This window comes from Nocardia sp. BMG111209, from assembly GCF_000381925.1.
Classification (GTDB): Bacteria; Actinomycetota; Actinomycetes; order Mycobacteriales; family Mycobacteriaceae; genus Nocardia.
The window spans coordinates 4867301-4893493 of sequence record NZ_KB907307.1 but is presented as its reverse complement, the minus strand read 5'-3'; the positions used below and the strand labels follow the sequence as shown (position 1 = coordinate 4893493).

24 protein-coding genes and 1 tRNA gene are annotated in these 26193 nt (G+C 69.5%); 16 read left to right on the top strand and 9 right to left on the bottom strand.

Features of this window, described 5'->3' with window-relative positions:
* Positions 1-94 precede the first annotated feature (94 nt).
* From G361_RS0122735 to G361_RS0122695, 9 genes are all read left to right on the top strand, one after another.
* On the top strand, positions 95-895 hold the full coding sequence (locus G361_RS0122735; RefSeq protein ID WP_019929423.1) for a lytic murein transglycosylase: 801 nt from the start codon (positions 95-97) through the stop codon (positions 893-895).
* A gap of 194 nt (positions 896-1089) precedes the next feature.
* Complete coding sequence (gene eno / locus G361_RS0122730) at positions 1090-2379, top strand: phosphopyruvate hydratase (protein WP_019929422.1); 1290 nt, start codon at positions 1090-1092, stop codon at positions 2377-2379.
* Positions 2380-2444: 65 nt separating this feature from the next.
* Entirely contained in the window at positions 2445-3083 is a 639-nt protein-coding gene (locus G361_RS0122725; protein WP_019929421.1) for a septum formation initiator family protein, read from the top strand.
* A complete protein-coding gene (locus tag G361_RS0122720) occupies positions 3080-3643 on the top strand; it encodes a DUF501 domain-containing protein (RefSeq protein WP_019929420.1) in 564 nt (187 codons plus the stop codon). Before G361_RS0122725 ends, G361_RS0122720 begins: the two co-directional genes overlap by 4 nt.
* Complete coding sequence (locus tag G361_RS0122715; protein WP_019929419.1) at positions 3636-4586, top strand: Ppx/GppA phosphatase family protein; 951 nt, start codon at positions 3636-3638, stop codon at positions 4584-4586. The genes G361_RS0122720 and G361_RS0122715 overlap by 8 nt, the downstream gene beginning before the upstream one ends.
* Before the next feature lie 81 nt (positions 4587-4667).
* Complete coding sequence (locus G361_RS0122710) at positions 4668-6131, top strand: peptide MFS transporter (RefSeq protein WP_052172698.1); 1464 nt, start codon at positions 4668-4670, stop codon at positions 6129-6131.
* A 56-nt stretch (positions 6132-6187) separates the two neighbouring features.
* Positions 6188-6264, top strand: a tRNA-Leu gene (locus G361_RS0122705).
* A gap of 141 nt (positions 6265-6405) precedes the next feature.
* On the top strand, positions 6406-7083 hold the full coding sequence (locus G361_RS0122700; RefSeq protein WP_081635453.1) for an MspA family porin: 678 nt from the start codon (positions 6406-6408) through the stop codon (positions 7081-7083).
* Positions 7084-7317: 234 nt separating this feature from the next.
* Positions 7318-8034, top strand: coding sequence for an LGFP repeat-containing protein (locus G361_RS0122695; RefSeq protein WP_019929416.1), 717 nt, complete (start codon positions 7318-7320; stop codon positions 8032-8034).
* A 7-nt stretch (positions 8035-8041) separates the two neighbouring features.
* Here the strand turns inward: G361_RS0122695 and G361_RS44510 are convergent, their stop codons facing one another.
* The gene (locus G361_RS44510) at positions 8042-9310 is read right to left on the bottom strand and encodes a glycosyltransferase 87 family protein (RefSeq protein WP_081635542.1); all 1269 of its coding nucleotides are present in this window, start codon (positions 9308-9310) and stop codon (positions 8042-8044) included.
* A 53-nt stretch (positions 9311-9363) separates the two neighbouring features.
* Here G361_RS44510 and G361_RS0122685 point away from each other — a divergent pair, with 53 nt between their 5' ends.
* Together G361_RS0122685 and G361_RS0122680 are read left to right on the top strand one after the other, a co-directional pair.
* The gene (locus G361_RS0122685) at positions 9364-10740 is read left to right on the top strand and encodes a cytosine permease (RefSeq protein ID WP_196814531.1); all 1377 of its coding nucleotides are present in this window, start codon (positions 9364-9366) and stop codon (positions 10738-10740) included.
* 210 nt (positions 10741-10950) lie between these two features.
* Positions 10951-12426 carry an amino acid permease gene (locus G361_RS0122680; RefSeq protein WP_052172862.1) on the top strand — a complete coding sequence of 492 codons (1476 nt, stop codon included), beginning with the start codon at positions 10951-10953 and terminating at the stop codon, positions 12424-12426.
* Here the strand turns inward: G361_RS0122680 and G361_RS0122675 are convergent.
* A complete protein-coding gene (locus G361_RS0122675) occupies positions 12398-12958 on the bottom strand; it encodes a hypothetical protein (RefSeq protein ID WP_155981554.1) in 561 nt (186 codons plus the stop codon). The genes G361_RS0122680 and G361_RS0122675 overlap by 29 nt on opposite strands.
* A gap of 108 nt (positions 12959-13066) precedes the next feature.
* Positions 13067-13711 carry a TMEM175 family protein gene (locus G361_RS0122670; RefSeq protein ID WP_019929411.1) on the bottom strand — a complete coding sequence of 215 codons (645 nt, stop codon included), beginning with the start codon at positions 13709-13711 and terminating at the stop codon, positions 13067-13069.
* An 88-nt stretch (positions 13712-13799) separates the two neighbouring features.
* Here G361_RS0122670 and G361_RS0122665 point away from each other — a divergent pair, with 88 nt between their 5' ends.
* Complete coding sequence (locus tag G361_RS0122665; protein ID WP_019929410.1) at positions 13800-14456, top strand: TetR/AcrR family transcriptional regulator; 657 nt, start codon at positions 13800-13802, stop codon at positions 14454-14456.
* 6 nt (positions 14457-14462) lie between these two features.
* On the opposite strand, the gene G361_RS44505 is transcribed toward G361_RS0122665, so the two are convergent.
* The gene (locus G361_RS44505; protein ID WP_019929409.1) at positions 14463-15701 is read right to left on the bottom strand and encodes a CdaR family transcriptional regulator; all 1239 of its coding nucleotides are present in this window, start codon (positions 15699-15701) and stop codon (positions 14463-14465) included.
* A 150-nt stretch (positions 15702-15851) separates the two neighbouring features.
* The gene (locus tag G361_RS0122655; protein ID WP_019929408.1) at positions 15852-16313 is read right to left on the bottom strand and encodes a helix-turn-helix domain-containing protein; all 462 of its coding nucleotides are present in this window, start codon (positions 16311-16313) and stop codon (positions 15852-15854) included.
* A 65-nt stretch (positions 16314-16378) separates the two neighbouring features.
* Here G361_RS0122655 and G361_RS0122650 point away from each other — a divergent pair, with 65 nt between their 5' ends.
* Positions 16379-17281 carry an NADP-dependent oxidoreductase gene (locus tag G361_RS0122650; protein WP_019929407.1) on the top strand — a complete coding sequence of 301 codons (903 nt, stop codon included), beginning with the start codon at positions 16379-16381 and terminating at the stop codon, positions 17279-17281.
* 3 nt (positions 17282-17284) lie between these two features.
* On the opposite strand, the gene G361_RS0122645 is transcribed toward G361_RS0122650, so the two are convergent.
* Both G361_RS0122645 and G361_RS0122640 read right to left on the bottom strand, forming a co-directional pair.
* Positions 17285-18721: a hypothetical protein gene (locus tag G361_RS0122645; protein WP_155981553.1), complete on the bottom strand. Its 1437-nt coding sequence runs from the start codon at positions 18719-18721 to the stop codon at positions 17285-17287.
* Between the two features lie 20 nt (positions 18722-18741).
* Positions 18742-21021, bottom strand: a complete 2280-nt coding sequence (locus G361_RS0122640; protein ID WP_081635452.1) for a serine/threonine-protein kinase — start codon at positions 21019-21021, stop codon at positions 18742-18744.
* 311 nt (positions 21022-21332) lie between these two features.
* Between G361_RS0122640 and G361_RS0122630 the strand changes: the two genes are divergently transcribed.
* The 3 genes from G361_RS0122630 to G361_RS0122620 all read left to right on the top strand — a co-directional run bounded on the left by G361_RS0122630 (position 21333) and on the right by G361_RS0122620 (position 23948).
* Entirely contained in the window at positions 21333-21623 is a 291-nt protein-coding gene (locus tag G361_RS0122630; protein WP_019929403.1) for a hypothetical protein, read from the top strand.
* A gap of 135 nt (positions 21624-21758) precedes the next feature.
* Positions 21759-22616: an SGNH/GDSL hydrolase family protein gene (locus tag G361_RS0122625; RefSeq protein ID WP_019929402.1), complete on the top strand. Its 858-nt coding sequence runs from the start codon at positions 21759-21761 to the stop codon at positions 22614-22616.
* Between the two features lie 111 nt (positions 22617-22727).
* Positions 22728-23948, top strand: a complete 1221-nt coding sequence (locus G361_RS0122620) for an acetyl-CoA C-acetyltransferase (RefSeq protein WP_019929401.1) — start codon at positions 22728-22730, stop codon at positions 23946-23948.
* A 73-nt stretch (positions 23949-24021) separates the two neighbouring features.
* On the opposite strand, the gene G361_RS0122615 is transcribed toward G361_RS0122620, so the two are convergent.
* Both G361_RS0122615 and G361_RS44500 read right to left on the bottom strand, forming a co-directional pair.
* A complete protein-coding gene (locus G361_RS0122615) occupies positions 24022-24870 on the bottom strand; it encodes a Bax inhibitor-1/YccA family protein (RefSeq protein ID WP_019929400.1) in 849 nt (282 codons plus the stop codon).
* 113 nt (positions 24871-24983) lie between these two features.
* Entirely contained in the window at positions 24984-26153 is a 1170-nt protein-coding gene (locus G361_RS44500) for a class I SAM-dependent methyltransferase (RefSeq protein WP_019929399.1), read from the bottom strand.
* Between the last annotated feature and the right edge of the window lie 40 nt (positions 26154-26193).

Below are 26193 nucleotides of genomic sequence, written 5' to 3'. Positions count from 1 at the left end.
TCCGGATAGCTTAAGCAAGCCTAACCTAATACATGGGCCGGCAAATAGCCACATGGTATCGACGACGGACGGTGCGTCGCGTGGCTCGCCACCCGTGCGTGCCGCCGACGCGCCGACCACGCAAGATGAAGGGGTGCGTTCCGTCCTGGCCCGGCGCCGGGCTCCGCTGTCCTTCCCGCGCAGTGCCGGGTGCGCCGCCGTGCTCGTGGCGCTGAGTCTTGCGGTGTTCGGTTGCGGCACTTCGAATCTGCCACCGATCCCGGACGGCATCCCACCCGGGCCCGGCGTCGCCGTCCCCTCGATCGATCTCGACGCGCCGGGCCGCAGCGCTGTGCAGTTGGTCCACTGGGCCGAAACGCAGTCCGGCCCACTGGGAATCCCGGTGGTGGCGATGGAGTCCTACGGCTACGCGGCCGCGGTGCTGGCCCGCTCCCGGCCGGAGTGCGGGATCGGCTGGACCACCCTCGCCGGTATCGCCGCGGTGGAGAGCAAACACGGCAGCCACGGCGGTTCGCACCTGGATGCCGACGGCACCGTGCGGCCGCCGATTCGTGGTGTGCCACTGGACGGTTCACCCGGCGTGGCGCGGATCGTGGACGAGGACGCCACGGCCCGGGCGGGCAGTCCGGTGTACGTACGGGCGATGGGCCCGTTCCAGTTCCTCCCGGAGACGTGGCAGCACTGGGGTGTGGACGCCAACGGCGACGGCATCGCCGACCCGGACAACATCGACGACGCCGCGCTGACCGCCGCGCGCTATCTGTGCGCCAGCGGTGGCGATCTCACCACCGCCGACGGCTGGCAGCGGGCGCTGCTCACCTACAACCAGTCCGGCGCCTACATGGCCAAGGTCCGTACTCGCGCGGCCGCTTACAGCGTCGGCCGCCGGGCATGACGGCGAGCGGACCCGTTCGCACCCCGTTCGGGTGGTGAGCGGGGTGCGGTTTCCGGCACGGGGTGCGACAACCAAGTGCCAGGCGTACGGGCGGTCCGGCCTGCGTTAGGCTCGACGCGCACGGAGACCCGTGCTACCTGCTCATGAACGGCGGTGGGCGGGGACCGGTCTGCAGCCGAAGGAGTGTCGTTTTCGTGGCCATCATCGAACAGGTCGGAGCGCGCGAGATCCTGGATTCGCGCGGAAACCCCACCGTCGAGGTCGAGATCGCTCTCGACGACGGCACGCTGACCCGCGCGGCGGTGCCGTCGGGCGCCTCCACCGGCGAACACGAGGCCGTGGAACTGCGCGACGGCGGTGACCGCTACGGCGGCAAGGGAGTTCAGAAGGCCGTGGAGGGCGTGCTCGACGAGATCGCCCCGGCCGTGATCGGGCTCGACGCGGTGGAACAGCGCACCGTCGACCAGGTGCTGCTGGATCTCGACGGCACCCCCGACAAGTCCCGGCTGGGCGCCAACGCCCTGCTCGGCGTATCGCTGGCGGTGGCCCGGGCGGCCGCCGAATCCTCGGGCCTGGAGCTGTTCCGCTACCTCGGCGGCCCGAACGCGCATGTGCTGCCGGTGCCGATGATGAACATCCTCAACGGTGGCGCCCACGCCGACACCAGTGTCGACGTACAGGAATTCATGATCGCCCCGATCGGCGCGCCGACCTTCAAGGAGGCGCTGCGCTGGGGTGCGGAGGTCTACCACGCGCTGAAGAGCGAGCTGAAGAGCAAGGGCCTGGCCACCGGCCTCGGCGACGAGGGCGGTTTCGCCCCCGATCTGGCCGGCGGCACCCGCGAGGCGCTGGATCTGATCGCCGCCGCCGTCGCCAAGACGGGCTACCGGCTCGGCACCGATGTGGCGCTGGCGCTCGATGTGGCGGCCACCGAGTTCTACACCGCGGGCCAGGGTTACAAGTTCGAGGGCTCGGTCCGCAGCGCCGACGAGATGGCCAAGTTCTATGCCGAACTGCTGACCGGCTACCCGCTGGTCTCCATCGAGGATCCACTGGCGGAAGACGATTGGGACGGCTGGGTCTCGCTCACCGACCAGATCGGCGAGAAGGTCCAGCTGGTCGGCGACGATCTGTTCGTCACCAACCCGGAGCGGCTCGAGGACGGTATCGCCAAGGGCGCCGCCAACGCGCTGCTGGTGAAGGTGAACCAGATCGGCACGCTCACCGAGACACTCGACGCGGTCGAGCTGGCCCATCGCAACGGTTACAAAACCATGATGAGCCACCGTTCCGGCGAGACCGAGGACACCACCATCGCCGATCTCGCGGTGGCGGTGGGCAGCGGCCAGATCAAGACCGGCGCCCCGGCGCGCAGCGAGCGGGTCGCCAAGTACAACCAGCTGCTCCGCATCGAGGACGCACTGGGTGATTCCGCCCGGTACGCCGGGGACGTCGCGTTCCCCCGGTTCAGCTTCGGGGAGTAGTACCGTCGGAACCTGTTGTGTCGGGCTGACTTCGGCGTGTCACGAACGATGGAGCGGTGGGTGAGATGACAGAGCGACGGGCACGCGGTACCAGTCCGGCCGGACGCGGTGACCGCGGCTCGTCGCGGTCGGCCCGGCCACGGCAGGAGCGCACGGGTGCGGCGGCGGCGCGGACCGCGGCGGGTAATCGTGCGGCACAGCGCCGCACGGCCGCGGGTAAGGCCGCCGGCGCGGCCCGGGCGGGCGGCCGCGGCAGAACGGCGAGACAACGCGGCGACCGAACCATTCTCGGCCTGTCCACGGGCCGCGCGGTGATCCTGGCCGCGGTGTTCTGCGCGCTGGCGCTCACGCTGGCGGTGCCGATGCGCACCTATTTCAGCCAGCGCGCCGAGGCCACCCAGCTGAAACAGCAGCGCGTCGACCTCGAGCAGGATGTCGCCCGCTTGCGGGATCGCCGTGCGCAGCAACAGGATCCGGCCTACATCCGCTCCGAGGCGCGCGATCGGCTGCGGCTGGTCCTGCCGGGCGATACCGCCTATGTGGTGCAGGTACCCGGTATCGAGCAGCCGGCCGTGCCCACCCCGACGGCCCCGCCCCGCCCACCCGACCCCTGGTACACCCAGCTGTGGCGCAGTATGTCCACGCCACAACCCGTTTCGGCGGCGCCCGCGCCTGCCCCGACCCCCGAAGGAGCGCCCCGGTGACCGGCGGTACGAGCGCGGTTCAGCCCAGCGAAGCCGATCTGGAGGTCGTCGCGCGGCAACTGGGCCGCCCGCCGCGGGGAGTGCTCGCCATCGCCTACCGCACACCGGACGGCAACCCCGCCGTGGTGAAGACCGCGCCGCGGTTGCCCGACGGCACTCCCTTCCCCACCCTCTACTACCTGACCGACCCACGGCTGACCGCCGAGGCGAGCCGGCAGGAGGCCGCCGGCCTGATGCGCGGTATGACCGAACGACTACAGCGCGATCCGGCGCTGGCCGCCGCGTATCGTGCGGCGCACGAGAGTTATCTGGCCGAGCGCGATGCGGTCGAGGTGCTGGGCACCGACTTCAGCGGCGGCGGTATGCCCGAGCGGGTGAAATGCCTGCACGTGCTCATCGCGCACGCACTGGCCAAGGGGCCGGGGGTCAATCCGCTCGGCGACGAGGCGGTCGCCCTGGCCGCCGACAGCGGCCTGCGCGGCACCGCGGTGCCCGCCGACTGGCCGTCCTACGCGCAGTACCACCCGGATTCGGGGGAGAGAGGTTCCACTGATGAGTGACCGGGTGGCCGCGGTCGACTGCGGCACGAATTCGATCAGGCTGCTCGTCGCGGATATCGGCCGCGACGGACGGCTCACCGATCTGCATCGCGAGATGCGTATCGTCCGGCTCGGCAAGGGGGTCGACGCCACCGGCGAACTGAATCCGGAGGCGATCGAACGCACCCGGGTCGCCCTGCACGACTACGTCGAGTTGATGCGCGACGCCGGCGTCGCCCGGGTCCGCATGGCCGCCACCTCGGCCACCCGCGACGCGCGCAACCGCGAGGACTTCTTCACCATGGCCGCGGCCGAATTGGGCCGGGTGGTACCGGGTGCGCAGGCGGAGGTGATCACCGGCGACGAAGAGGCGCGGCTGTCCTTCGCCGGCGCGGTCGGCGAGCTGAATCCCGACGAGGGCCCGTTCGTGGTGGTCGACCTCGGCGGCGGTTCCACCGAGGTGGTCCTCGGCGACGAGAGCGGCGGCGTACAGGCCGCGTATTCCGCCGACATCGGCTGCGTACGCATCACCGAGCGGTATCTGCACGCGGATCCGCCCACCGGTGAGGAGGTGGCCTCGGCGCGGTTCTTCGCGGCCGAGCGCCTGGCGCAGGCCTTCGGCGTGGTGCCGGTCGAACGCGCGCACACCTGGGTCGGGGTGGCCGGCACGATGACCACCCTGGCGGCGGTCGCTCTCGATTTGCCCGAATACGATTCGGAGCGCGTCCATCTCACCAGGCTGGGCCTGGACCAGGTGCGCGATGTCTGCCGGCGATTGGTCGGCATGACCCACGACGAGCGCGCGGCGCTGGGCCCGATGCATCCCGGCCGGGTCGACGTGATCGGCGGTGGCGCGGTGATCACGCAGGTCCTCGCCGACGAATTGGCCCGCCGCGCAGGGGTTTCCGAGTTGATCGTCAGCGAGCACGACATCCTCGACGGAATTGCGCTGTCCATTGCCTGATCCCGGATAGTCTGCGATATCGGCATCTACTAGGGGTAACTGCCGAATTGCCTGAAATGCCTGACGGGAGGGGTCTCGGTCATGACAGGAGCAGTGACACAGGGCTTCCGGCCCGCTCGGACGTTCTTCGGGCATCCGATCGGGCTGGTGAACCTGTTCGGTGTGGAGCTGTGGGAACGGTTCTCGTTCTACGGCATGCTCACGATTCTGGGCTACTACCTGTACTACTCGGTCGCCGACGGCGGCCTGGGCCTGTCCCGGTCGACCGCGACCGGTGTGGTCGGGGCCTACGGCGGCCTGGTGTACCTGTCGACCGTGCTGGGCGGCTGGGTCTCCGACCGGCTGCTCGGCACCGAACAGACGCTGTTCTACGGTGGCGTCGTCGTGATGCTCGGCCACCTCGCACTGGCCCTGATCGCCGGCCTGACCGGCGTCGGCATCGGCCTGACCTTGATCGCACTCGGTAGCGGCGGCGTGAAGGCCAACGCCTCCACCCTGCTGGGCACGCTCTACCCGCCGGGCGACACCCGTGCCGACGGCGGTTTCACACTCTTCTACCTCGGTATCAACCTGGGCGCCTTCGTGGGCCCGCTGGTCACCGGCCTGCTGCAATCGAAGGCCGGCTTCCACTACGGTTTCGGCGCGGCGGCAGTCGGCATGGCCTGCGGCCTGGTGCAATACGCGCTGCTGCGCTCGAATCTCGCCGGGCACGGTCGCGAGATACCGAACCCACTGCCACACCGCGCGATCGGCCGGGTACTGGCCGTCACCGTCGCCGCGATCCTCCTGGTCGCCCTCGCCGCGAAGGCGGGCGCGGTACGCCTGGAGAACCTCTCCCCGGTCACCACCGCCGTCATCACCGTCGTCTCGATCGCCTATTTCACGATCCTGCTGACCAGCCCCCGGGTGACCCCGATCGAACGCACCCGGGTCCGCGCCTTCATCCCGCTGTTCGTCGCCAACGCTCTGTTCTGGTCGTTGTTCCAGCAGATCTTCACCGTCCTGACCGTGTACTCCGATCAGCGGATGAACTGGAATCTGTTCGGCTGGACCGCCCCCGCGAACTGGATCGGCTCCGCCGAGCCGATCTGGGTCATCGCCCTGTCCCCACTGTTCGCCGTCCTGTGGACCAGGCTGGCCGACCGAGCCCCGAGCACTCCCCGCAAATTCGCCTACGGCGTCATCGGTATGGGCACGGCCTTCCTGCTTTTCGTCCCGCTCGCCGCCTTCACGGGCAGGACCGTCCCGGCCTGGCTGGTCTTCCCGATCCTCGGCGGCTTCGCGATCTCGGAACTCCTGCTGTCCCCGATCGGCCTGGCGGTGACCACCCACCTCGCCCCCGAAGCCTTCCGCGCCCAGATGATGGCCCTCTACTTCTTCTCGGTGGGCATCGGCACCTCGATGTCAGGGGTCCTGGCAAACTACTACTCCCGCGAGCACGAGATCGCCTACTTCGGCCTGACCGGAACGCTCACGATCGCAGTAGGTATCGTCGTCTACTTCCTCGCCCCGCGAGTGACCAGCCTGATGAAGGGGGTTCATTGAGCAAACAATCGGACAATTCCGAGACGGACGTACGACTTAGGTAGGCTGACCGGCACGCCCCCGTAGCCCAATTGGCAGAGGCAGCGGACTTAAAATCCGTCAAGTCTGGGTTCGAGTCCCAGCGGGGGCACCACGAAATGGTGATCGGTCGACACGCCTTGTCGGCGTGGCACCGGCCGGGTGGGTCCCCGGCTATCGTTGCCAGTCGACAGTTGTATGGGTCTGTGCGTGCCGGGTCGAGTGATGAACCTCTGCTTCGTGAACGGGATTCAGTATGCGACGTCCACTCGTGTCCGTCGCGGCGGGTATGGCCGCGGTGTGTTCGGTTGTCCTGGGGTTGTGGGCCGGTACCGAAACCGGTCGTGCCCAGCCGCTCAGTGCGGATATCTCCGCATGGGGGATTCATCTGACGGCGTCGATCGGCAACATCGGAGTGAATCCGCCCGGTGACCGGACTCCGAACATGATGGCGTTCTCGCATGCCGTGCAGATGTCCGGGGATTACTCGGTCAACGTGGAGGGCGAGCCGATCACGTCGGGGCAGGCCGTTGCGGGGTACATCCTCGGGTGCGGGATCAATCTGGTCAACGGCTTTCCCGTCGGCATCCAGCCCAACGAGGGTTTGAGCGTCGGTATCGCGCCGTCGTTCACCCCGCCGAGCGGGACGAACCCGCCGAGTGCCAGCCTCGGGCCCGCTGTCGCCGGGTTGCTGGGCGTGACGGAGATCCTCGCCGCGACCCTGGCTCCGGGCCAGGTCACCGTGGCGACGACGGCGACGGCGAATCTGGACGACCAGACCAGGTTTCCGTACCACATCACGTTCAACAACGCCGCGGTGAACGTCTCCCAGTGTCTTTCGCCGGTTTCGGCCGTGCCGTTCGTCACCACCACGGTGGGTAATGCCCAGGGGACCGTGCAGACCACGGCCTATGGGGACCAGTTCGTCTTCTGAGAGCGGGCAGGGCGATCGGGTTCCGGTCCCGCGGCGGCACCGGATAGGGTGTGGCGCGGTGGGTCAGGGGACCGGAGTCGCCGGTGATCGGGGTGGGGCGGTGGTTGCGGACTGTGAGCAAACTTACGGACAATTCCGGGCGGTTGACCAGATGGGTAGTCTGGCGCGCAGGTTCGCCTTGTCGCACCGCAGTTCAGTAGACCTCATATTGCAGTAGTCGATAGGAAGTGCCCTATGCATCGTCACCGTCTGGCCGTCGTCGCAGGCCTCGTCAGCACCGTCCTGATTGCCGGCACCGCCGCCACCGCCTCGGCTCGGCAGATCGGCGGATTCGACGTCGGTGGCGCGATCGAGACCGAATACGACCAGTCCGGCGGATTCGATCTATTGGGGAATCCGACCGGGGCGGACAGCCTGGGGGCCAACGGCGGTCACTTCCAGGTGTTCGAGCACGGGTCGATCTACTGGTCGCAGGATACGGGCGCGCACGAGATCGGCGGGCTGATCCGGGATCGGTGGGGTGCGCTGGGCTGGGAGAAGGGCGTGCTCGGGTATCCGACCACGCGGGAGTCCGATGCCACCGACGGGAAGTACAACAACTTCCAGAACGGGTCGATCTACTGGTCGCAGGACACGGGTGCGCATCAGATCGGCGGGGCCATCTACGTGAAGTGGGCGGCGCACGATTACGAGCGTGGGCCGCTGGGCTTCCCGACCAGTGACGAATTCGCGACCAAGGGTGGCGGACGGGCCAATCTGTTCTCCGGTGGCGCGATCTACTGGACCAAGGCGACCACCGCGCACATTCTCGGCAACGGCCCGATCCTGGATCAGTGGACCGTGGCCGGTGGCGATTCCGGCCGTTACGGATTCCCGACCAGTGACGAGTACGACGTGCCGGGCGGGAAGGCGCAGAACTTCCAGCACGGCACCATCACCGTGCGGACCTGACCGAGAATCAGGCGGGAACCGCGGCCGGCTTGCGGGTGCCGGTGGTGACCAGATACAGCACCACCAGCACCACGCTCAGCCAGACGTAGGTGTCGCCGACGACGTGTTGCCACGGCGTCCAGGACAACTCGCGGTTCTCCTCGCCGGGCTCCCAGTTCTGCGGGCCGATCACGAACACCACGGCGGTGGCCAGCAGGATCGCGTACCAGGCCAGGGCCTGCCGCAGTGGCACCCGGCTCGCGGCGCCCACCCCGGCCAGCAGCGCGGGCGCGACCCACACCCAGTGGTGCGACCACGAGATCGGGGAGGCCAGCAGGGTGAACACCGCGTTGAAGGCCAGCGCCAGCGGCGGATTGTCCGCGGCCCGCCGCATCGCCGGCACCACCAGCGCCAGCAGGACCACGCTGAGCAGCAGCCAGAGTGCGGTGAATTCCGGGCGCGGCACCTGCAGCCGCGACAGCACGCCCTGGATGGATTGATTGGTGCGGAAGGCGGACCCGCTCAGGCCGGACACGTTGCCCATGCCGCCGAACCAGTATCGGGTGGATTCGCGTGGCAGCACGGCGTAGGCCAGTGCGGTGGCGACCGCGCCGGTGATCGCGGCCGTGGCCGCGGCCCGATAGTCGCGGCGCACCAGGAAATACAGCACGAACGCGGCCGGGGTCAGCTTGATCGCGGCGGCCAGTCCGACCAGTACGCCGCGCGGCCACTTCGAGCGCGCGGCCGGATCCTCGCCGGTGGTCCGCCCGGCCAGGCAGTCGATCGCGACCAGCACCATGAGCAGCAGATTCACCTGACCGAAGTCCAGCGTCGAATGAATCGGCTCGAGCAGCAGGCCCAGGGGCAGCGCGCACGCGGTGACCAGGAGGGCGAGTTCGACTCCGCCGGACCAGATCCGGCGGGCGCACAGGTAGAGGGTCACGGCCAGCGCCAGCACGGTCACCACGAAGAACGCGGTCGCCGCGGCATGCCAGGGCAGCATCGCGAACGGACTCAGCGCCAGCGCGGCGAACGGCGGGTAGATGAACGGCAGGCTGATGCCCATCGTCGTCTTCGGCAGGCTGCCGTACATGTCGGCGCCGTGCCACATGGCCTGAACACCGAGGCGATAGACCTGAAGGTCGATGTATTCGCGCTTGATCGGCGTCAACGGCCCGCTGGGGTGCAGCAGCCACCAGACGCAGAACGCGACCAGCAACGCCGGTAGCGCCCACACAATCCGCGGGAAGCGGCGGGTCGCGGCCGTCGGTCGACTGGAGGTAGTGACGCTAACCATCCAGGACGAGGTTACCGGCAGCGACATTCGGACAACCGGACGGGTGTGACACCATGACACCCGCTATGACGATGACCAGCGGCGAGCGCTCGGCCGCCGAAGCGCCGCTCACCTTGACCACCGAACCGCCCCGCAGCCTGACGTTCGGCGACCAGACCGCGTTCTGGGCCAACCTCGGGGTGACCCTGATCGGTTTCACCGCGGCGCTCTATGTCCTGCACCCCACCGGGCATCCGCAGTTGCCGCTGGCCGGCGCGCTGCTGGCCACCGCGGTCGGCACCGTGATCGGTGCCGCGATGGTGGCCGCGGCCGGCGCGGTGGGCGAGCGCACCGGAGCGCCCGCGATGGCGAACTTCCGTGGCCTGTTCGGTACCCGGCTGTCCTATCTGCCGACGATCGCCAACATCGTGCAGTGCGTCGGCTGGGGTGTGTACGAACTGACGGTGATCGCCGGTGGCGTGCAGGCGCTGACCCATCACCGGCTGCCGCACGTGCCCGTGATCATCGCCGCCGGCGGATTGTGCACGGTGATGGCGATCTGGCCGCTGCGGGTGCTGCGCCTGCTGCGCAAGTACGTGACGGTCGCGGTGGCCGTGGCGATGCTGTATTTCACCGTGCAGTTGCTGCACCGGCCGTTGCCCGTGGTGCCGGACACCTCGTGGAGCGGATTCTTCCCCGCGGTGGACACCGCGCTGGCGGTGGCGGTGTCGTTCGTCCCGCTGGCGGCCGACTACACCCGGCACGCGCGGTCCGTGGGCGCCGCCTCGGGGGCCACGCTGCTCGGCTTCTCGGTCGCACAGACCTGGTGTTATCTGCTGGGCATCATCGCGCTGATCCAGGTCGGTGGCGACGGGGACCGCATCTTCGACACCTTCCTCGGGGTGAGCGCGGGCTGGTTGTTCTTCGCGGTGCTGGTGCTGCGCGAATCCGATCAGTCGTTCGCGAACGTGTACTCCACGGCGATGTCGATCCAGAACCTGTTGCCGCGGGTGGATCGCCGCATCCTCGCCGCCGCGGTCGGCGTGCTGGCCACGGTGCTCGCGCTGGGAGTGCACGATTTCACCGGCTTCGCCAACTTCCTGCTGCTGATCGGCTCGGTGTTCGTGCCGCTGGCCGCCGTGCTGGTGGTCGACTTCTTCCTGGGCCGGGGACGGGCCGCGGGCGGCGGGCACGGCTGGGATCTGTCCGAACGCGCTCCGGCGCGGCCGATGATGCTGGTGCCGTGGGTGCTGGGATTCGTGGTCTACCAACTCTGCAATCCCGGTTCGGTGGACGGCTGGGCCCGCTGGTGGGGGCACGCGCAGGACGCGCTCGGCATGCATCCCGGCTGGTGGTCCTCGGCCTCGCTGCTGTCGTTCCTGACCGCGGCGCTGGTCACCGCGATCATCGTGCTGGTCGAACGCCGCCGGGCCCGGCCGGCCGCCGCCTGATCGGATCAGCCGGCCCGAATTCCCGCACATGATCGGCCCGGGGCCGGGGTACTGCCGACTCGGGATCCGCGGCGGGCCCGTTCGCGGTGTGATGGCTGTTACATTCGCCTGACCGTGCGGGTTCGCACGCGGTGCTTTCCGTTCAGGGAGGAGACCGAGGTGACCGATCCGGGGCAGGCGCGGCGGCAGGCCGGTACGACGCGGCGGGGGATGTTCCGTGTCAAATCCGTCGAACAGTCCATCCGGGACACCGACGATCCCGAGGCGAAACTGCGCCGGGAGCTGTCCGCCTGGGATCTGACCATCTTCGGTGTGGCCGTGGTGGTCGGCGCCGGCATCTTCACCCTCACCGCGCGCACCGCCGGGACCGTGGCCGGGCCGTCGGTCTCGCTGGCGTTCGTGCTCGCGGCGATCGCCTGTGCGCTGGCTGCCCTGTGCTACGCCGAATTCGCCTCGACGCTACCGGTGGCCGGCAGCGCCTACACCTTCTCCTACGCCACCTTCGGCGAGATCGTCGCGTGGATCATCGGCTGGGATCTGTTGCTCGAATTCGCCCTGGGCACTTCGGTTGTCGCCAAGGGCTGGTCGCAGTACCTGGGTGAGCTGAGCGGAAGTCGCAGTCCGATCGTGCATCTGGGTTCGGTCAGCTTCGATTGGGGTGCGGTGCTGCTGGTTTCGGTGCTGGGGGTGTTGCTGGCGCTGGGGACCAAACTGTCGTCGCGGGTTTCGGCGGTGGCGGTCGCGATCAAACTGGCGATCATCGCGATGGTGGTGGTCGTCGGGCTGCGGTACTTCTCGGGATCGAATCTGTCGCCGTACGTTCCGCCGTCGCAGCCGGGCAATGCCGGTGGCGGCCTGCGGCAGTCGCTGTTCTCCTGGCTGACCGGCGCGGGCAACAGCAGTTTCGGCTGGTACGGACTGCTCGCGGCGGCGAGCATGGTGTTCTTCGCGTTCATCGGATTCGACGTGGTCGCCACCACCGCGGAGGAGACCCGCAACCCGCAACGCGACGTGCCGCGCGGCATCCTCGGCTCGCTGGCGATCGTGACGGTGCTGTACGTGGCGGTCTCGCTGGTGCTGACCGGTATGGTCCCCTACACCGCGCTGTCGGGTGAGAACGCCACCCTCGCCACCGCATTCGCGTTGCACGGGGCCGACTGGGCGAAGAACGTCATCTCCGTCGGCGCGCTCGCCGGGCTGACCACGGTGGTGATGGTGCTGTTCCTGGGGCAGACCCGGGTGATGTTCGCGATGGCCCGCGACGGATTGATCCCACGTACGTTGGCGCACACCGGAACTCGCGGCACCCCGGTGCGGATCACGGTGCTCGTCGGGGTGGTGTGCGCGGTACTGGCCGGATTCGTCGACTTCGGCACGCTCGCGGAGATGGTGAACATCGGCACGCTGTTCGCCTTCGCCCTGGTGTCGATCGGTGTGGTGGTGCTGCGGCGGACCCGGCCCGATCTGCCGCGCGGATTCCGGGTGCCGTGGGTGCCGGTGGTCCCGGCCCTCGCGGTGCTGGCCTGCCTGTGGCTGATGCTGAACCTGTCGGTGGAGACCTGGCTGCGGTTCGTGGTCTGGATGGCGGTGGGCCTGGTGCTGTATTTCGGCTACGGCATCCGGCATGCCAGGCTCGGGGCGGCCGGCGACGCCGAGGTCAGAGATCCGCGCTCGCCACAGCCGTGACGATGCGCACCTGCGGGGTGGTCTCGGCGGCGGCGTGCGCGGCGCGGGCCAGGGCGCGGGCGCGGTCGAGCTGGGTCAGGACGGCCTCCCAGCCCGGATGCCCGATGGCCGGACCACTACCCAGGGCGAGATCGCGCTGGATGCGGAGCAGGGCCCGGGTGGCCTCGGCGGTGCAGGCGGCGGCGGCCAGCGGCGGCGTCCGGTCGGCATCGGAATACAGTTCGGCGATCCGGTCGGTGAGCCAGTACGCCTCGAAATGTGCCTGATCGTAGAGGTCTTCGTCGCCGAGGACGACCGCGCTCGGGGTGGCGGCACGCGCGCGATGCTCGAAGCTGGCGAGGTCGGGAGCGGCGGTCAGGGTGCGCCGGAGATCCGCGCCGATCAACCGGTACAGCAGCCCGGCCAGCATGGCGTGCTGTACGCCCGCGTGGTCGGATCCGGGCGCCTCCCGATCCCGGACCTGCTGTGCGACATCGTCGATCTCGGCGCGCAGGACCGCCAGCGCCGCTCTCAACTGCCCAATAGTGGCCATCGGTGCTCGCTTCGGTGCCGTCCGGACGCCCCGCAGGAAACGGGACGGACGAGGGCAGCCGACCGCCCCCTTCGGTCCGCAAGGCTACCTTGTGGCAAACGGTTTTGGTCAGGATCCGGCCGGGAAATTCGAGGGTGTGTCGCCTGCGGACCGCTCGTCGGCGCGGGGTTCCGGCAGATGTTCGAAGGCGTAGTAGAGCGACAGCAGGCCGAACAGGATCAGCGACAGCAGTGGTTCCCGCAGCGAGAGCGCGGCGCCGATCAGATAGCCCACGGCGCCGACGCTGAAACGGAAGTTGGCCCGCCGCAACCACTTCCGGCTCAACGTGGCATCGATCACGCCCGGCCGCAACACCGCGTACCACCAGACCAGGCTGAAACCCGCCGCCATCGCGATCATGACCAGGCTGTAGACGAAGGTCACCGTCGCGGTGTCGCCGCCGTGCAACTCGTGGGCCAGCTGCCGACCGAGCAAATCGGTGGGGAACGGCACCGCGACGATGACCAGGAGCAGCACCAGATTGGCCAGTTGCAGTGCCCGATCGACCCGGACGACGTGGCGGAACACGGCGTGGTGATTCATCCACATGATGCCGATGTTGAGGAAGCTCACCACGTAGGCCAGGTAGGACGGCCACATGTGCAGCAGCCCCTCGCGCAGATCGCCTTCGGGCGCATGCAGATTCAACACGAGCAGCGTGATGGCGACGGCGAACACGCCGTCGCTGAACGCTTCGGTGCGGCTACGATCCATGCGTCGAGTCTGTGCGACATATCGTCTTTCGGCCAGCTGGGTATCGGCTGGGAGGCCGAACCCGAGCCGGGCTCATATTCTGTGCGGCATGAGTTCTACGACCGACGAGCCGACCGGTCCGCTACCGCGGGGCCGGCATCGACTCAGCCGGGACGAGGTCCGGTCCTCGCAATATCACCGGTTGTGCACCGCGGCGCTGATCGCCGTGGGGGAACTCGGATACGCCGCCACCACCGTGGCCGATATCGTCAGCCGCGCCCAGGTGGCCCGGCGCACCTTCTACGCCCTGTTCAGCGGTAAGGACGAATGCTTCGCCGCGGCATACGATTTCGGCGTGGAGACCGGGTTGCGGACCTTGCAGGCGACCATCGCGGCCGCGGGTGAGATGAGTTTCCCGGCCCGCGTGCGGTTGTCGTTCGAGGTCTGGCTGGCGGCGCTGGCCGCACAACCGGCCGCCGCCCGCGCGCTGTACGTGGAGACCCTGGTTGCCGGCGGTCCGCTGGTGGAGCACCGCGCGCGGGTGCACCGGATGTTCGCCACCTACATGATCGATATCGCCCGCTGCGGGGTGGACAGCGGCGATCTGACCTCCGAACCGGATCCGCAGCTGATCGATATGCTGCTCGGCGGCATCGACGATCGGGTCCGCGCCTGCCTGCACGAGCAGGGCGCCGAACAACTGCCCGAGCTGAGTTCGCTGTTCACCAGGACCGCGCTGGCGCTGTGCGCCGGCGCGCACGGCTGAGATCCCTCAGGAGGCGGTGAATCCGCCGGAGCGCAGGGCGGGCAGACCACCCGCGCAGTCGCGGTAGGTGCGGGCGATCAGGGCCGCGCGCAGATACCAGAGACCGGTGTCGCGGCTGGGATCCAGGCCCGTCAGCTCGTTGATGCGCTTGAGCCGGTAGTCGACGGTGTTGGCGTGTACGTGCAACTGCCGGGCGGTCCGCTGCCGGGACAGGCCGTTGTCGAGATGGCAGCGCAGCGTCTCCATCAGATCCGGATAGTCGTCGAGCGGATCCAGGAGTGTGCCCAGCCGGTCCAGGCCGGGACCGGGCCGGGTCACCTGATATTCCAGCACCAGATCGGCGAGCCGGTAGATGCCCGGCGACCGGCCCAGCCGCAACACGGTGTCGAGCAGTTCGTGCGCCTGGTCGGCCGCCTCCGGAATCCGTTCGGCGGCAGCGGGTATCACGGTGGCGGTGACGGAAACGCCTGAGGCGTGTGACAACCGGTCGATCAGCGGGTCGAGTTCGCCCGGGGCGACCTCCGGTTCGTCGGTGGTGGTCTCGCCCGGCTCGCGCGGAATCAGCACGGTGCCACCGTCGACGGACAACAGCGACAGCGCGCGTCCGCCGCACCGGTCCGCCAGTTCCGACTGCAAGCGCCGGAGCTTGCGCCGGGCCACGACCTTGCCGTCGACCCGCGGATGCGATTCGTCGCGATGCGCCGGAATGCTCATCGCCACCACGAGATAGGCCGGGGCGATCTCGATGCCGGCGACCCGGGCCATGGTCGAGGTGGGATGGCCGGCCAGCAGTGCCGATACCAGGGTGTGCACGGCGGTGTGGTGCTCGGCCGCCGCGGCCTGGTGTTCGCGCACGTAGGCCAGTGCGACGGCGGGCGTGATGGTGTCGATGATCCGGAGCATCAGCCGGGCCGTGTCGCGCGGGCGTTCGTGCGGATCCGTCTGTGCCAGCAGCAGATCGAAGGCCAGCGTGAAGCCCTCGTGCACGGCGTGGTGCACGGTGTCGATCGGGATGCCCTCGCGGGCCCATTCGGCGGCGGCGCGCTGCAGTCGCTCCACCTTGCCGTCGGGCTCCGCGCCGGACATCATGTCGACGGTCAGTTCCAGGCAGATCCGGGTGACCGCGGTGATGTCACCGTGGGTCGCGTCGCCGGGCAGGGTGGCGCACGGCGCCAGGTGGGTGGCGAAATGGCCGACGAGTTGCCTGGACAGGGCGTGGATATCGTGGCGTGTGCGTCCGGTCATGCAGGGCCCCGCTATCACTGCTTCTGGGAACTCTGGCGTTCCTATTGTTATCGAACTGTAGCTTTCGCACCGGTGCCAAAGCAATAGGTGAGCCCGAATGTGACCGGCTCGCACCCGTTTGCGCGACGGTCGTCCGGAACTCGTTGCGGCTCAGAGAGGTTGCGGTGCGGCCGCCCGGCGCTCGTCGAACTCCGCTCGGGCACTGTGGATCTCGTCCATGTGCCGCAGCGACCAGGCGCCGAGGGCGTGGGTGAGCCGGCCGAGATCGGCGCCGAGTGCGGTGAGCGTGTACTCCACCCGCGGCGGCACGGTCGGATAGACCGACCGCCGGATCAGGCCGTCGCGTTCCAGCGTGCGCAGGGTCTGGGTGAGCATCTTCTGGGTGATGCCGTCGAGCCGGCGGCGCAATTCGTTGAACCGCACCGGCCCGCCCTCGACCCGCAGCACCCCCAGCACGAGCAGCACCCATTTGTCGGCCAGTACGGCCAGGATGTCGCGGGCGGGACAGCGGCGCAGGTAGCTGTCGACCAGGTCGGCGGAGTCTGCCCAGCCGTCCAGGGCGGCGTGCACCACCGCGTCGTCGGTGTCGGGCCGGAAACTGACAGTATCCATCGGGTACCTCGGTATGGAAATAGTGCCTACTTCCCAAGAGGTACCACGAAAACCAGAATCGATACATGCGAGCGATCACCCAGAACACCTACGGCGGCCCGGACGTACTGCGCACCGCCGACCTGCCGATGCCCGTGCCGGCGGCCGACGAGGTCCTGCTGCGGGTCGCCGCGACCGCGGTGAATCCGGCCGACTGGAAGGTGCGCGCCGGGAGCGTGCGCCGGCTCGGCGCGCCGCCGTTCACCCTCGGCCTGGACGTGGCGGGCACCGTCGTCGAGATCGGTTCGGCGGTCACCGGATTCGCGGCGGGCGACGAGGTCTTCGCGCTGATGCTGAGCCGCCGCGGCGCCTATGCCGAATACGTGACGGTACCCGCCGCGAACCTCGCCGTCGTCCCGGCGGGCCTGGACCTCCGACAGGCCGCGGCGCTGCCGGCCGCCGCGCTGACCGCCTGGCAGGCCCCGACGGAACTGCGTGCGGGACAACGGGTCCTGATCCACGCCGCGGCCGGCGGGGTCGGGCATCTCGCGGTACAGATCGCGAAACTGCGAGGCGCGTACGTGATCGGCACCGCGCGGGCCGGCAATCACGATTTCCTGCGCGAACTCGGCGCCGACGAGCTGATCGACTACCGCGCGGTCGATTTCACCACCGCGGTGCGCGATGTCGATGTGGTGCTGGATCTGATCGGCGGCGACTACGGCACGCGATCGCTCGCGGTACTGCGCCCGGACGGCCGGTACATCGACGCGCAGGGCTCCGACGCCGAGGACGACCCGCGGTACCGGCGCTTCTACGTCACCCCCTCCGGCGCGGACCTGGCCGAGATCGGAGCGCTGGCGGCCGCGGGCCGGTTGCGGGTACGGATCGAACGGGTGATGTCGCTGGCCGACGTGGCCGAGGCGCACACGCTCAGCGAGTCCGGGCGGGTCCGCGGCAAGATCGTGCTGATTCCCTGGACCGATTGACGCTCAACGGTATTCGGCCAGGCGCGGCCGCACCCCCAGGAACACCAGCAGTGCGATCAGCGCGAAGGCGGTGTACGGCACCCAGGTGTTCCAGCCCGCCAGCGTATTGATGCCGCGGGTCACGGCGGTGTCGAAGGCCCGCTGGTCGATCCCGATGACGGCTTGGAGCTTGTTGTCGTAATCGCGGAAGTCGCCGTCGGACTGGCCGGGGTCGTCGCTGGTGTCGAACGAGATCGCCTCGGTCAGATCGGCGGCGGCCGTCGCGCGCATGGTCCGGTCGTCGCGCTGATAGGACTGGAAGGCCAGCAGCATGGTCTCCAGCGCGGCGCGTTCACCCGGGAAGTTCGGATGGGTCAGTTCGTCGGCGAAGAAGCCGGTGAAGCGGATGTCGGACGGGTCGCGGCGGTAGGCCGTCAGCGCGGTGCGGGCCGCGGCGTCGTAGTCGCCCACCGATTTCACATGCACGTTCAGCAGCCACTGGCTCTGGTCCAGGAAGCCCTGTTCGTAGGTGGCGGCCCGCTGCGGGTCCAGCAGCCAGCGGCTCTCGTCCGCGTTCATGTCGTAGCCGTAGGCGCGGGCCCGTTGCAGCGTCAGCAGCGATTCGAAGGCGTCCTCCTTGGCCACCTTCAGCTGGTGCGCGGCGTCCGCGCCGGCGGTCAGGCTGCCGCCGACCAGTACGGCGGCGATCAGTGTCGCGATCAGCAACGCCGGGTTGAACCGCCGCCGGGTGGCCACCCGCAGCAGCACCTGCAGCCCGATCAGCGCGCCGATCAGAATCACGCCCAGGACGGTCAGCTGGACCCGAGCGTCCGTGGTGTCCCGGCGGGTCGCGGTGTACGCGCTGTCCAGGGCGGTCTTGTTGTCGTTGGCGAGCCGCTGGGTGTCCAGTTCGATCCGGGACATCAGATCGGTGGCCTGCCGTTGCAGCCGCAGGATCCGATCCGAGGGCCGGCCCGCCGGATTCTGCTCGGTGTCGTTGAGCAGCATGATCTGGGCGGCCAGCGCCTCGTACTGGCCGAGTTCGTTCAGCAGGGTGCCGGAGATGTCCGAACCCGTCGCCGCGATCGCGCGCTGCAGATCGTCGCCGGCCTGGGCGCGGCGCTGCTCGTAGGTCTTGTGGGCGTCGGCCACCGCGGCCCGATTGTCGCTGCCGGCCAGCAGCATATTGGCCAGCTCCGCGTCCATGTCGGCGAAGGCCACCGAAAGATCCTCCGTCGCCGCCACATTCGGCGCGGTCCGGTTCCCGAGCAGATCGATGCTGTTCCGGATCCCGGAGGCGTCCATCGCCTCCACGACGGCGGTGGCCAGGGCCGCGAGCACGATCACGGTGGCCAGCAGGCGGATCCAGGCCGGACGGTCCGAACGCTGCGGTATCCGCGACCACGCGGCCTCGGCCGCCGTGCGCACCGGGCCGGGCCGAGTTGTCCCGGCAGTCGGCATATTTCCTCTTTCCGGGGCCATCACACCCAGCTCAGCGGGCGAACATCGTTGGCGCGGTTGACCAGTGCGCGCCGGGCGAGCCGATCGGACGCCAGCCGGGCCAGGGTCCGATAACGCTGTTCGAGCGCCGCGCGCAGGGCGCGATCGTCGAGCGGGCAGCCCAGTACCGGGCCCCCGGCCGCGCCGCCGGTCGCCAGCTCCCGGGCCGCGTGGAGAACCTGGATATCCAAGTGCGCCTTGCGTTCCGGATCGAGGTCGAGTTCGGTGAGCAACTGCCCGGCGGCCACGAGATGTGGTTCGGTGGCGGCCCGCACCCGGATGCGCACGGCGGTCAGCCGGGCGGCGAGGTACTGGCTGGAACTCTCCGGCACCGATTCGACCGCGGCGATCGCGCCGTCGAAGTCGTCGCCCGCGAGCCGGGTCCGGGCCAGACCGAACGCGGCGCTCGGATAGCCGTGGTCGGTGCGCCACACCAGCTCGTACAGGGCGCCCGCGGCATCCGCGTCACCGGCGCATTCGGTGGCGGCGGCCAGCGCCAGCTTCGGCGCGGCCTCGCCGGGCAGCAGATCGTAGACCGCGTCGAAAGCCGTTCGGGCCGAATCGATATCGCCGCCGGCCAGCGCCGACAGGCCGCGATACCAGCCGATCCGCCAGTCCGCTTGCTCGTGGTCCTCCAGATCGTCGAGACCGACGGCGGCGGCCGCGAAGTCACCGGCGGCGACGCGGGCCCGGGCCAGCGCCAGTTCGACCTCGTAGGACGGGATCGGGGCCGCCTCCAGCAGGGTCACCAGCCGATCCGGATCGCCGCCGAGGCTGGACAGCCAGCGGGCGGCCGGATCCGCCGGATCGACGAGCGGGATCGGCAGGGCCTGCGCGACCGCGGCCGGATCCAGCGCTGCGGGCCAGTCCGCCGGATCCGCGCCGAAGACCGCGCGTTCGGGGCCGAACATCGCCGACAGCGCCGGCCGCGGTGTGCCCTCCTCGGCCGCCACCACCTCCCGCAGCACGCCGGTGAGCTGTTCGGCCATCTCCGCCGCGGTGCCGAACCGCTCGTCCGGATCGGCCGCCGTGGCCCGGCGCAGCAGCCGGTCCAGCGACGGATGTTGTTGCAGCACCGGGACATCCGCGGCCGGCGGCAGATCGTACCGATGGGTCTTGCGGTAGTCGAAGGCGAAGGTCAGCACCGCGAGCGTGCGGCCGACGGTGAACAGATCCGATTCGACCGAGGCGCCCTCGAGCTCCAGCTCCGGCGCGCAGTAACCGTCGGTCTTGAAGCCGACGCTGTCGAGATCCGCCCGGTGCCGCACCGCGCCGAGGTCGATCAGCTTGAGCTGCTCCTCGGACTGGATCACGTTGTCCGGCTTGAAGTCACAGTAGAGCAGGTCCCGCGAGTGCAGATAGCCCAGGGCGGGCAGGATCTCCAGCGTGTACGCCAGGCCCTGCGCCGCGGGCAGCGGCTCGAGCCGGCCCTCGGCATTGCGCGCGGAGCGCAACTCCTTCAGCGACGCGCCGCCGATGTACTCCATCACGATGTACCCGACCTGTTCGCCGCTGCGCGGGTCGGGATGCTGGACGAAGTTGTAGATCTTGACGATGTTGGGATGTTCGACGGTGGCCAGGAACTGCCGCTCGGCCACCGCCGCCGCCATGGCGTCGGCGTCGCCGGAATCGAGCAGGCCCTTGAGGACCACCCAGCGGTCGTTGACGTTCCGGTCCCGCGCGAGGTAGATCCAGCCCAGGCCGCCGTGCGCGAGGCAGCCCAGCACCTCGTACTGGCCCGCGACCAGTTCGCCCGGATCGAGTTTCGGGGTGAAGGAGAATCCGGTCCCGCAGTGCGGGCAGAAGCCCTCGGGCCGGCCTGGCCGGTCCTCGCGGCTGCGGCCCACCGGCTTGCCGCACTGACTGCAGAACCGATCCTGCTCGGGCACTTGCGGATCGGTCATGATCGCCGTCGACGGATCGCGATAGGGCACCGGGGCGATGGTCACCAGCCCCGCCCCGAGCCGGCCACGTCCGGACCGCTCGCTGCGATTGGACCGGGATCGGCTGGAGCCGCGGCGCACCCGGCCGGTCACGGTGCCGGAGGCGCCACTGCGTACGGTGCCGGAGGCGCCACTTCGCACGGTGCCGGAGGGGTCACTGCGGACCGCGCCGGAACCCGGCGCCGAACTCCCCACCGCGCCCGGCAGTCCCGTGGCGCCGGGCCCCGCGCTCGCCGCGGGATCGGGCGCCAGCCCGCAGACGTTGCAGTAACCATCCTCGACGATGCCGGTGCACCCCGGCTGCTCACAACGTGTCATTCCCTGTCCCCACCGACGGACTCTTCCGGACCGACGGATTCCGGTATGGGAACCGACCCCACCCGTACCGGAGATACTGCCAGAACCCCGCGTAAACAAACCATGAGTCTTCGATCGAACGGTTGGCTACCCGATTGCGACGCGGGGAGGGCTCGATTTGGTGTGTCCGGCTGCGGCAACCGCCCCGCTTACGGTTCAATGATGCTCGAACGTAGCGATCTACCAGCATGCTCTCACCGCCCCGCGACGCGCGTGGGCGGTTCGCTTCATCGCAGCAGCACATCGGCATCCGAGAGGACACGACTGTGAGTATGGTTCTCGCCGCAGCACACGACATGTACACCACCGTGCTGGCCCAGGTCGGCAACCCGACCCCGGAGACCCCGCCGGCGGCCGAGAAGCTAATGAAGCTCGTCCGCTACTTCACCTGGTTCGTCCTGCTGTCCGGCGTCAGCGCCATCACCTACGGCGGCGGCAAGTTCGCGTGGGAGAAGTGGAGCGGCGGCGGCCTCGAATCACCGAAGATGGTGGCGGGCGCCATGATCGGCGGCGGCGTCGCCACCAGCGCGGGCACCATCATGAACGCCGTCATCGGCAGCTGAGCCGGGCTTCCGCCGCCTCGCGTTTCGCCGGCGCCGAATCGGGTAGTGCTCTCGGCCCGAAGTTCCGGCACCATGTATCCAGAAGAATGCGAGGTAGCGGGGGACGGTCCGGTCCCCGGGTCCGGGAGGTTGTCCATGACGCGAACCTGGCGCACCGTCACGATGGCGAGTGCCGCGACACTGGCCGCGGGGTCCGGTGCGGGCACCGCGTGGTGGGCCACCACGCGGTTGTTGGCGTCGCAGGCCGCGGTGGCCCGCGACCTGATCGGGCACGGGATCATCCGCCCGCCCGAGGCCGACGGCGTGTACACCGGTGGCTGCCTCGTGCCCGAACCGTGGCGCGCGAGTACCGGTTTCGACCTCCATCTGATGGTCTTCGGCGATTCCACCGCGGCCGGGGTCGGCTGTGTGACGGCCGAGGAGGTGCCCGGGGTGCGCCTGGCCCGCGGGCTGGCCGAGGTGACCGGGCAGCGGATCCGGTTGAGTACCAAGGCGATCTCGGGGGCCACCTCGAAGGGGCTCGCCGGTCAGGTGGACGCGATGTTCGTGGCCGGGCGGCCGCCGCACGTCGCGGTGATCCTGGTCGGCGCCAACGACATCACGAAGAAGCATTCGGTGCTGCAGTCGGCGCGGCGGTTGCGGCTCGCGGTGGCCCGGTTGCGGGCGGCGGGCAGCGTGGTGGTGGTCGGCACCTGTCCGGATCTCGGCTCGGTCGGGGCGTTCCCGCAGCCGCTGCGGACCGTGGTGCACGGCTGGAGTGTGCGGCTGGCCCGCGCCCAGGCCGCGGCCACCCAGGCCGGCGGCGGCCGCGCGGTCGCGCTGGGCGGACTGCTCGGCCGGGATTTCCGCAGTCAGCCCGCCGTACTGTTCTCGGCCGACGGTTTCCACCCCTCCGCCGCGGGCTACGAATTGGCCGCGGCACATCTCCTACCTGCGGTATTGGTCGAGTTGGCGGCGGGGGAGCCGCTCGCCGCGGCGCCGGTTGTCCACTGAGCGAGATCCGGGCGATCCGGTGGTGCGGGCGGAATCCGGGCGACGTACATTCGGTAGGGAACCGTTTTACCGAACAACGTTCGGTTAGTCGTCACTGACAAAGGAGACCTCATGCCCGAGGCCGTCATCGTTTCCTATGCCCGTTCACCGATCGGCCGGGCCGCCAAGGGCTCCCTGGTGAGCATCCGCCCCGACGATCTGGTCACCCAGATGGTGCGCGCGGCGCTGGACAAGGTGCCGAGCCTGGCCGCCGCCGACATCGACGATCTGCATCTGGGCTCCGGCCAGCCGGCCGGCACCGCCGGATTCAACATGGCGAAGGTGGTCGCCACCAAGCTCGGCTACGACTACCTGCCGGGCACGACCGTCAACCGTTACTGCGCCTCCTCGCTGCAGACCACCCGGATGGCCTTCCACGCGATCAAGGCCGGCGAGGGCAACGTGTTCGTCTCCGCGGGTGTGGAGACGGTGTCGCAGTTCCCGAAGGGCACCTCCGACGGCTGGCCCGACACCCACAACATCGACTTCGCCGAGGCCGAGGCGCGCACCGTGAAGCGGTCGCAGGCCGGTTCCGCCGACTGGACCGATCCGCGCGAGAACGACGAGATCCCCGACATCTACATCGCGATGGGCCAGACCGCCGAGAACGTCGCGCAGCTGACCGGGATCTCCCGCCAGGAGCAGGACGAGTGGGGCGTGCGCTCGCAGCAGCGGGCCGAGGAGGCCATCAAGTCCGGCTTCTTCGAGCGCGAGATCACCCCCGTGACCCTGCCCGACGGCAGCGTCGTCTCGACCGACGACGGCCCGCGGCCGGGCACCACCTACGAGAAGATCTCGCAGCTCAAGCCCGTGTTCCGGCCCGATGGCACGGTCACCGCCGGTAACGCCTGCCCGCTCAACGACGGCGCCGCCGCCCTGGTGATCATGAGCGACACCAAGGCGAAGGAACTGGGCCTGACCCCGCTGGCACGGATCGTGTCCACCGGCGTGTCGGGCCTGTCGCCGGAGATCATGGGCCTCGGCCCGATCCAGGCCGTGCGCAACGCGCTCGCGATCGCCGGCAAGACCATCGGTGATATCGACCTGTACGAGATCAACGAGGCGTTCGCGGTGCAGGTCCTCGGCTCGGCCCGCGAGCTGGACATGGACCTGGACAAGCTGAACGTGTCCGGCGGCGCGATCGCGCTGGGCCACCCGTTCGGCATGACCGGCGCCCGCATCAGCGCCACCCTGATCAACAACCTGCAGACCCACGACCAGCAGTTCGGTCTCGAGACCATGTGCGTCGGCGGCGGCCAGGGCATGGCGATGATCATCGAACGGCTCAGCTGATACACCGGAACGGCCGGTCCCCGAAGGGACCGGCCGTTCCTCTCTCACGCGGTCGGGGCCATGGCCCCGGACGCTAGTCGTTCTGGAGATAGCTCAGCAGGCGCAGGATCTCCAGGTACAGCCAGACCAGGGTGACGGTCAGGCCGAAGGCCACCTGCCAGGCCGCCTTCTCCGGGGCGCCGGCGCGGATGAGCCCGTCGGCGGCGTCGAAGTCCAGCAGGAAGCTGAAGGCGGCGATGGCGATCACCACGAGGCTGAACACGATCGCGATCGGGCCACCGTCGCGCAGGCCGAAGCCGCCGGGGGTGAAGATCGCGGCGACCGCGTTGCCCAGCGCCAGCACCAGCACGCCGATCAGCGCGCCGACCATGATGCGGGTGAACCGCGGCGTGACCCGGATCGCACCCGTCTTGTAGACGACGAGCATGCCGAAGAACACGCCGAAGGTGCCGAGTACGGCCTGGGCGATCATGCCGGAGCCGCCGACCCCGCCGTGCCCGCCGAAGCGGACGTTGGCCAGCAGGAACGACACCGCGCCCAGGAACAGGCCCTCGAACGCCGCGAACGTCAGCACGAACGCGGGGCTGGTCTGCAGCCGCGGCGAGAACATGGTGACGAAGGTCATGCCGAACGCGATCAGCCCGGCCAGCGCGAACAGGCCCGCGAGCCCGTGGTTCGCGGAGGTCAGCGCGTAGGAGACGATCGCGCCCACGGTGACCACACCGAGGCTGATACCGGTTTTGGTGACGACGTCGTCGATGGTCATCGGCCGCGTCGCCGGCGCCGTCCGGTACGGCTGTTGCGTGCCGTACGGCGCCTGTTGTCCGCCGAATTGGCCGGCATCGGCCGGACCGAACCCGGCGGATCCACCACCCTGCCGCTGCGGCAGGTTTCTGAAGATCGGGTTGCTAGTCGTGCGCACCGTCTCGTGCCCTTCCGGAAGTCGCGAGCCACGGTTGTCGTGGTCGTTCTGAGTATCCAACGTCCGGCGCCCGGGGCAAGTTCCGGAAACCGGCAAAAATCCGACAAATCGGGCTAAGCGTCGAAGTTGCCGGGGTCCGGCGGCAGTTCGTGCAGGCCGCGCACCGATCGGGTCACGGTGAACTTGGCGTTGCGGCCGACCACCTCGGTCCGGCCGACCATCCGCTGCATGACGCCGCGGTAGTTGAGGTGTGTGTTGTACACGGTCCACAGTTCGCCGCCGGGACGCAGCACCCGCCCGGCCTGGCCGAACATCTTGATCGCCGCGCCGGTGTGCACGGCCGCGCCGACGTGGAAAGGGGGATTGCACAGCACCAGATCCGCGCTGCGATCGGCGAGTCCGGTCATGGCGTCGTCGCGCAGCACGCAGACGCGGTCCGCCACGTCGTTGGCGGCGGCGGTGGCCCGGGCCGAGGCGACCGCCGCCGCGGACTGGTCGGTGCCGACCACGGTCACGTGCGGGCGGGCCTTCGCCAGCGCGACCGCGAGAATGCCGGTCCCGCAGCCGAGATCGACGGCCTCGCTCGCATCGGGCTTCATCCGCCGCAGATGCTCGAGCAGGAAGCGCGTGCCGATGTCGAGCTTCGGCCCGGAGAACGCCGCGCCGTGCGCGACGACCTCGAGATCGATCTCGTCGAGTCGCCGGCGCACCGGATACGGCGGCTCGCCGAGTGGCCGGGGCGCGCCGGCCAGCAGGATCCGGGATTTCTGCCGCCCGCGGCTGGCCTGCACGGACGCGAACGACTCGGCGAGTACCTCGTTCATCGCCGGGGTCAGATATTTGTCGCGGGCCCCCGCGAAGACCTGGACGCCCGGCGTGGCGTACCGGGCCACGGCATCGGCGATCTCGGCCAGGCCGGCCAGCATGCGCGGCAGCCGCAGCAGCACCACCTCGGCGTCGGCGAGCAGTTCCTGCCCCAGGGGCAGAGCGGAGTACCGGTCGGCCAGCCCGACCGCGCGGGCGTTGTTCGCCAGCGCCAGCTCGCCGGTCAGCAGGTCCTGATGGACGCGGACGTCGCGCAGATCGTGGGCGGCGATGGCGCCGAGGGTGAGGGCGCCGTACCCGTCGTCGACGATCACGACGCGGCCGGTGCCCGCGGCGGCCAGGGAGTCCGCGGCGACGTCCAGCAGCAGCCGGTCCGCCGCATCGACCGCGTAAAGATTCACTGCCTCCACATCGGGATAGCGCCGCAGGCGGCTCAGCACGTCGTCGACTTCCAGCACACCTACAGTGTGCTAGACCGTTGCCGTGTCGTCACCGCGA

Coding starts and splice junctions, on each gene's coding strand:
- G361_RS0122725 (WP_019929421.1), top strand. CDS start 2,445: ATGACAGAGCGACGGGCACGCGGTACCAGTCCGGCCGGACGCGGTGAC.
- G361_RS0122715 (WP_019929419.1), top strand. CDS start 3,636: ATGAGTGACCGGGTGGCCGCGGTCGACTGCGGCACGAATTCGATCAGG.
- G361_RS0122710 (WP_052172698.1), top strand. CDS start 4,668: ATGACAGGAGCAGTGACACAGGGCTTCCGGCCCGCTCGGACGTTCTTC.
- G361_RS0122700 (WP_081635453.1), top strand. CDS start 6,406: ATGCGACGTCCACTCGTGTCCGTCGCGGCGGGTATGGCCGCGGTGTGT.
- G361_RS0122695 (WP_019929416.1), top strand. CDS start 7,318: ATGCATCGTCACCGTCTGGCCGTCGTCGCAGGCCTCGTCAGCACCGTC.
- G361_RS44510 (WP_081635542.1), bottom strand. CDS start 9,310: ATGGTTAGCGTCACTACCTCCAGTCGACCGACGGCCGCGACCCGCCGC.
- G361_RS0122685 (WP_196814531.1), top strand. CDS start 9,364: ATGACACCCGCTATGACGATGACCAGCGGCGAGCGCTCGGCCGCCGAA.
- G361_RS0122680 (WP_052172862.1), top strand. CDS start 10,951: ATGTTCCGTGTCAAATCCGTCGAACAGTCCATCCGGGACACCGACGAT.
- G361_RS0122675 (WP_155981554.1), bottom strand. CDS start 12,958: ATGGCCACTATTGGGCAGTTGAGAGCGGCGCTGGCGGTCCTGCGCGCC.
- G361_RS0122670 (WP_019929411.1), bottom strand. CDS start 13,711: ATGGATCGTAGCCGCACCGAAGCGTTCAGCGACGGCGTGTTCGCCGTC.
- G361_RS0122665 (WP_019929410.1), top strand. CDS start 13,800: ATGAGTTCTACGACCGACGAGCCGACCGGTCCGCTACCGCGGGGCCGG.
- G361_RS44505 (WP_019929409.1), bottom strand. CDS start 15,701: ATGACCGGACGCACACGCCACGATATCCACGCCCTGTCCAGGCAACTC.
- G361_RS0122655 (WP_019929408.1), bottom strand. CDS start 16,313: ATGGATACTGTCAGTTTCCGGCCCGACACCGACGACGCGGTGGTGCAC.
- G361_RS0122650 (WP_019929407.1), top strand. CDS start 16,379: ATGCGAGCGATCACCCAGAACACCTACGGCGGCCCGGACGTACTGCGC.
- G361_RS0122645 (WP_155981553.1), bottom strand. CDS start 18,721: ATGCCGACTGCCGGGACAACTCGGCCCGGCCCGGTGCGCACGGCGGCC.
- G361_RS0122640 (WP_081635452.1), bottom strand. CDS start 21,021: ATGACACGTTGTGAGCAGCCGGGGTGCACCGGCATCGTCGAGGATGGT.
- G361_RS0122630 (WP_019929403.1), top strand. CDS start 21,333: ATGGTTCTCGCCGCAGCACACGACATGTACACCACCGTGCTGGCCCAG.
- G361_RS0122625 (WP_019929402.1), top strand. CDS start 21,759: ATGACGCGAACCTGGCGCACCGTCACGATGGCGAGTGCCGCGACACTG.
- G361_RS0122620 (WP_019929401.1), top strand. CDS start 22,728: ATGCCCGAGGCCGTCATCGTTTCCTATGCCCGTTCACCGATCGGCCGG.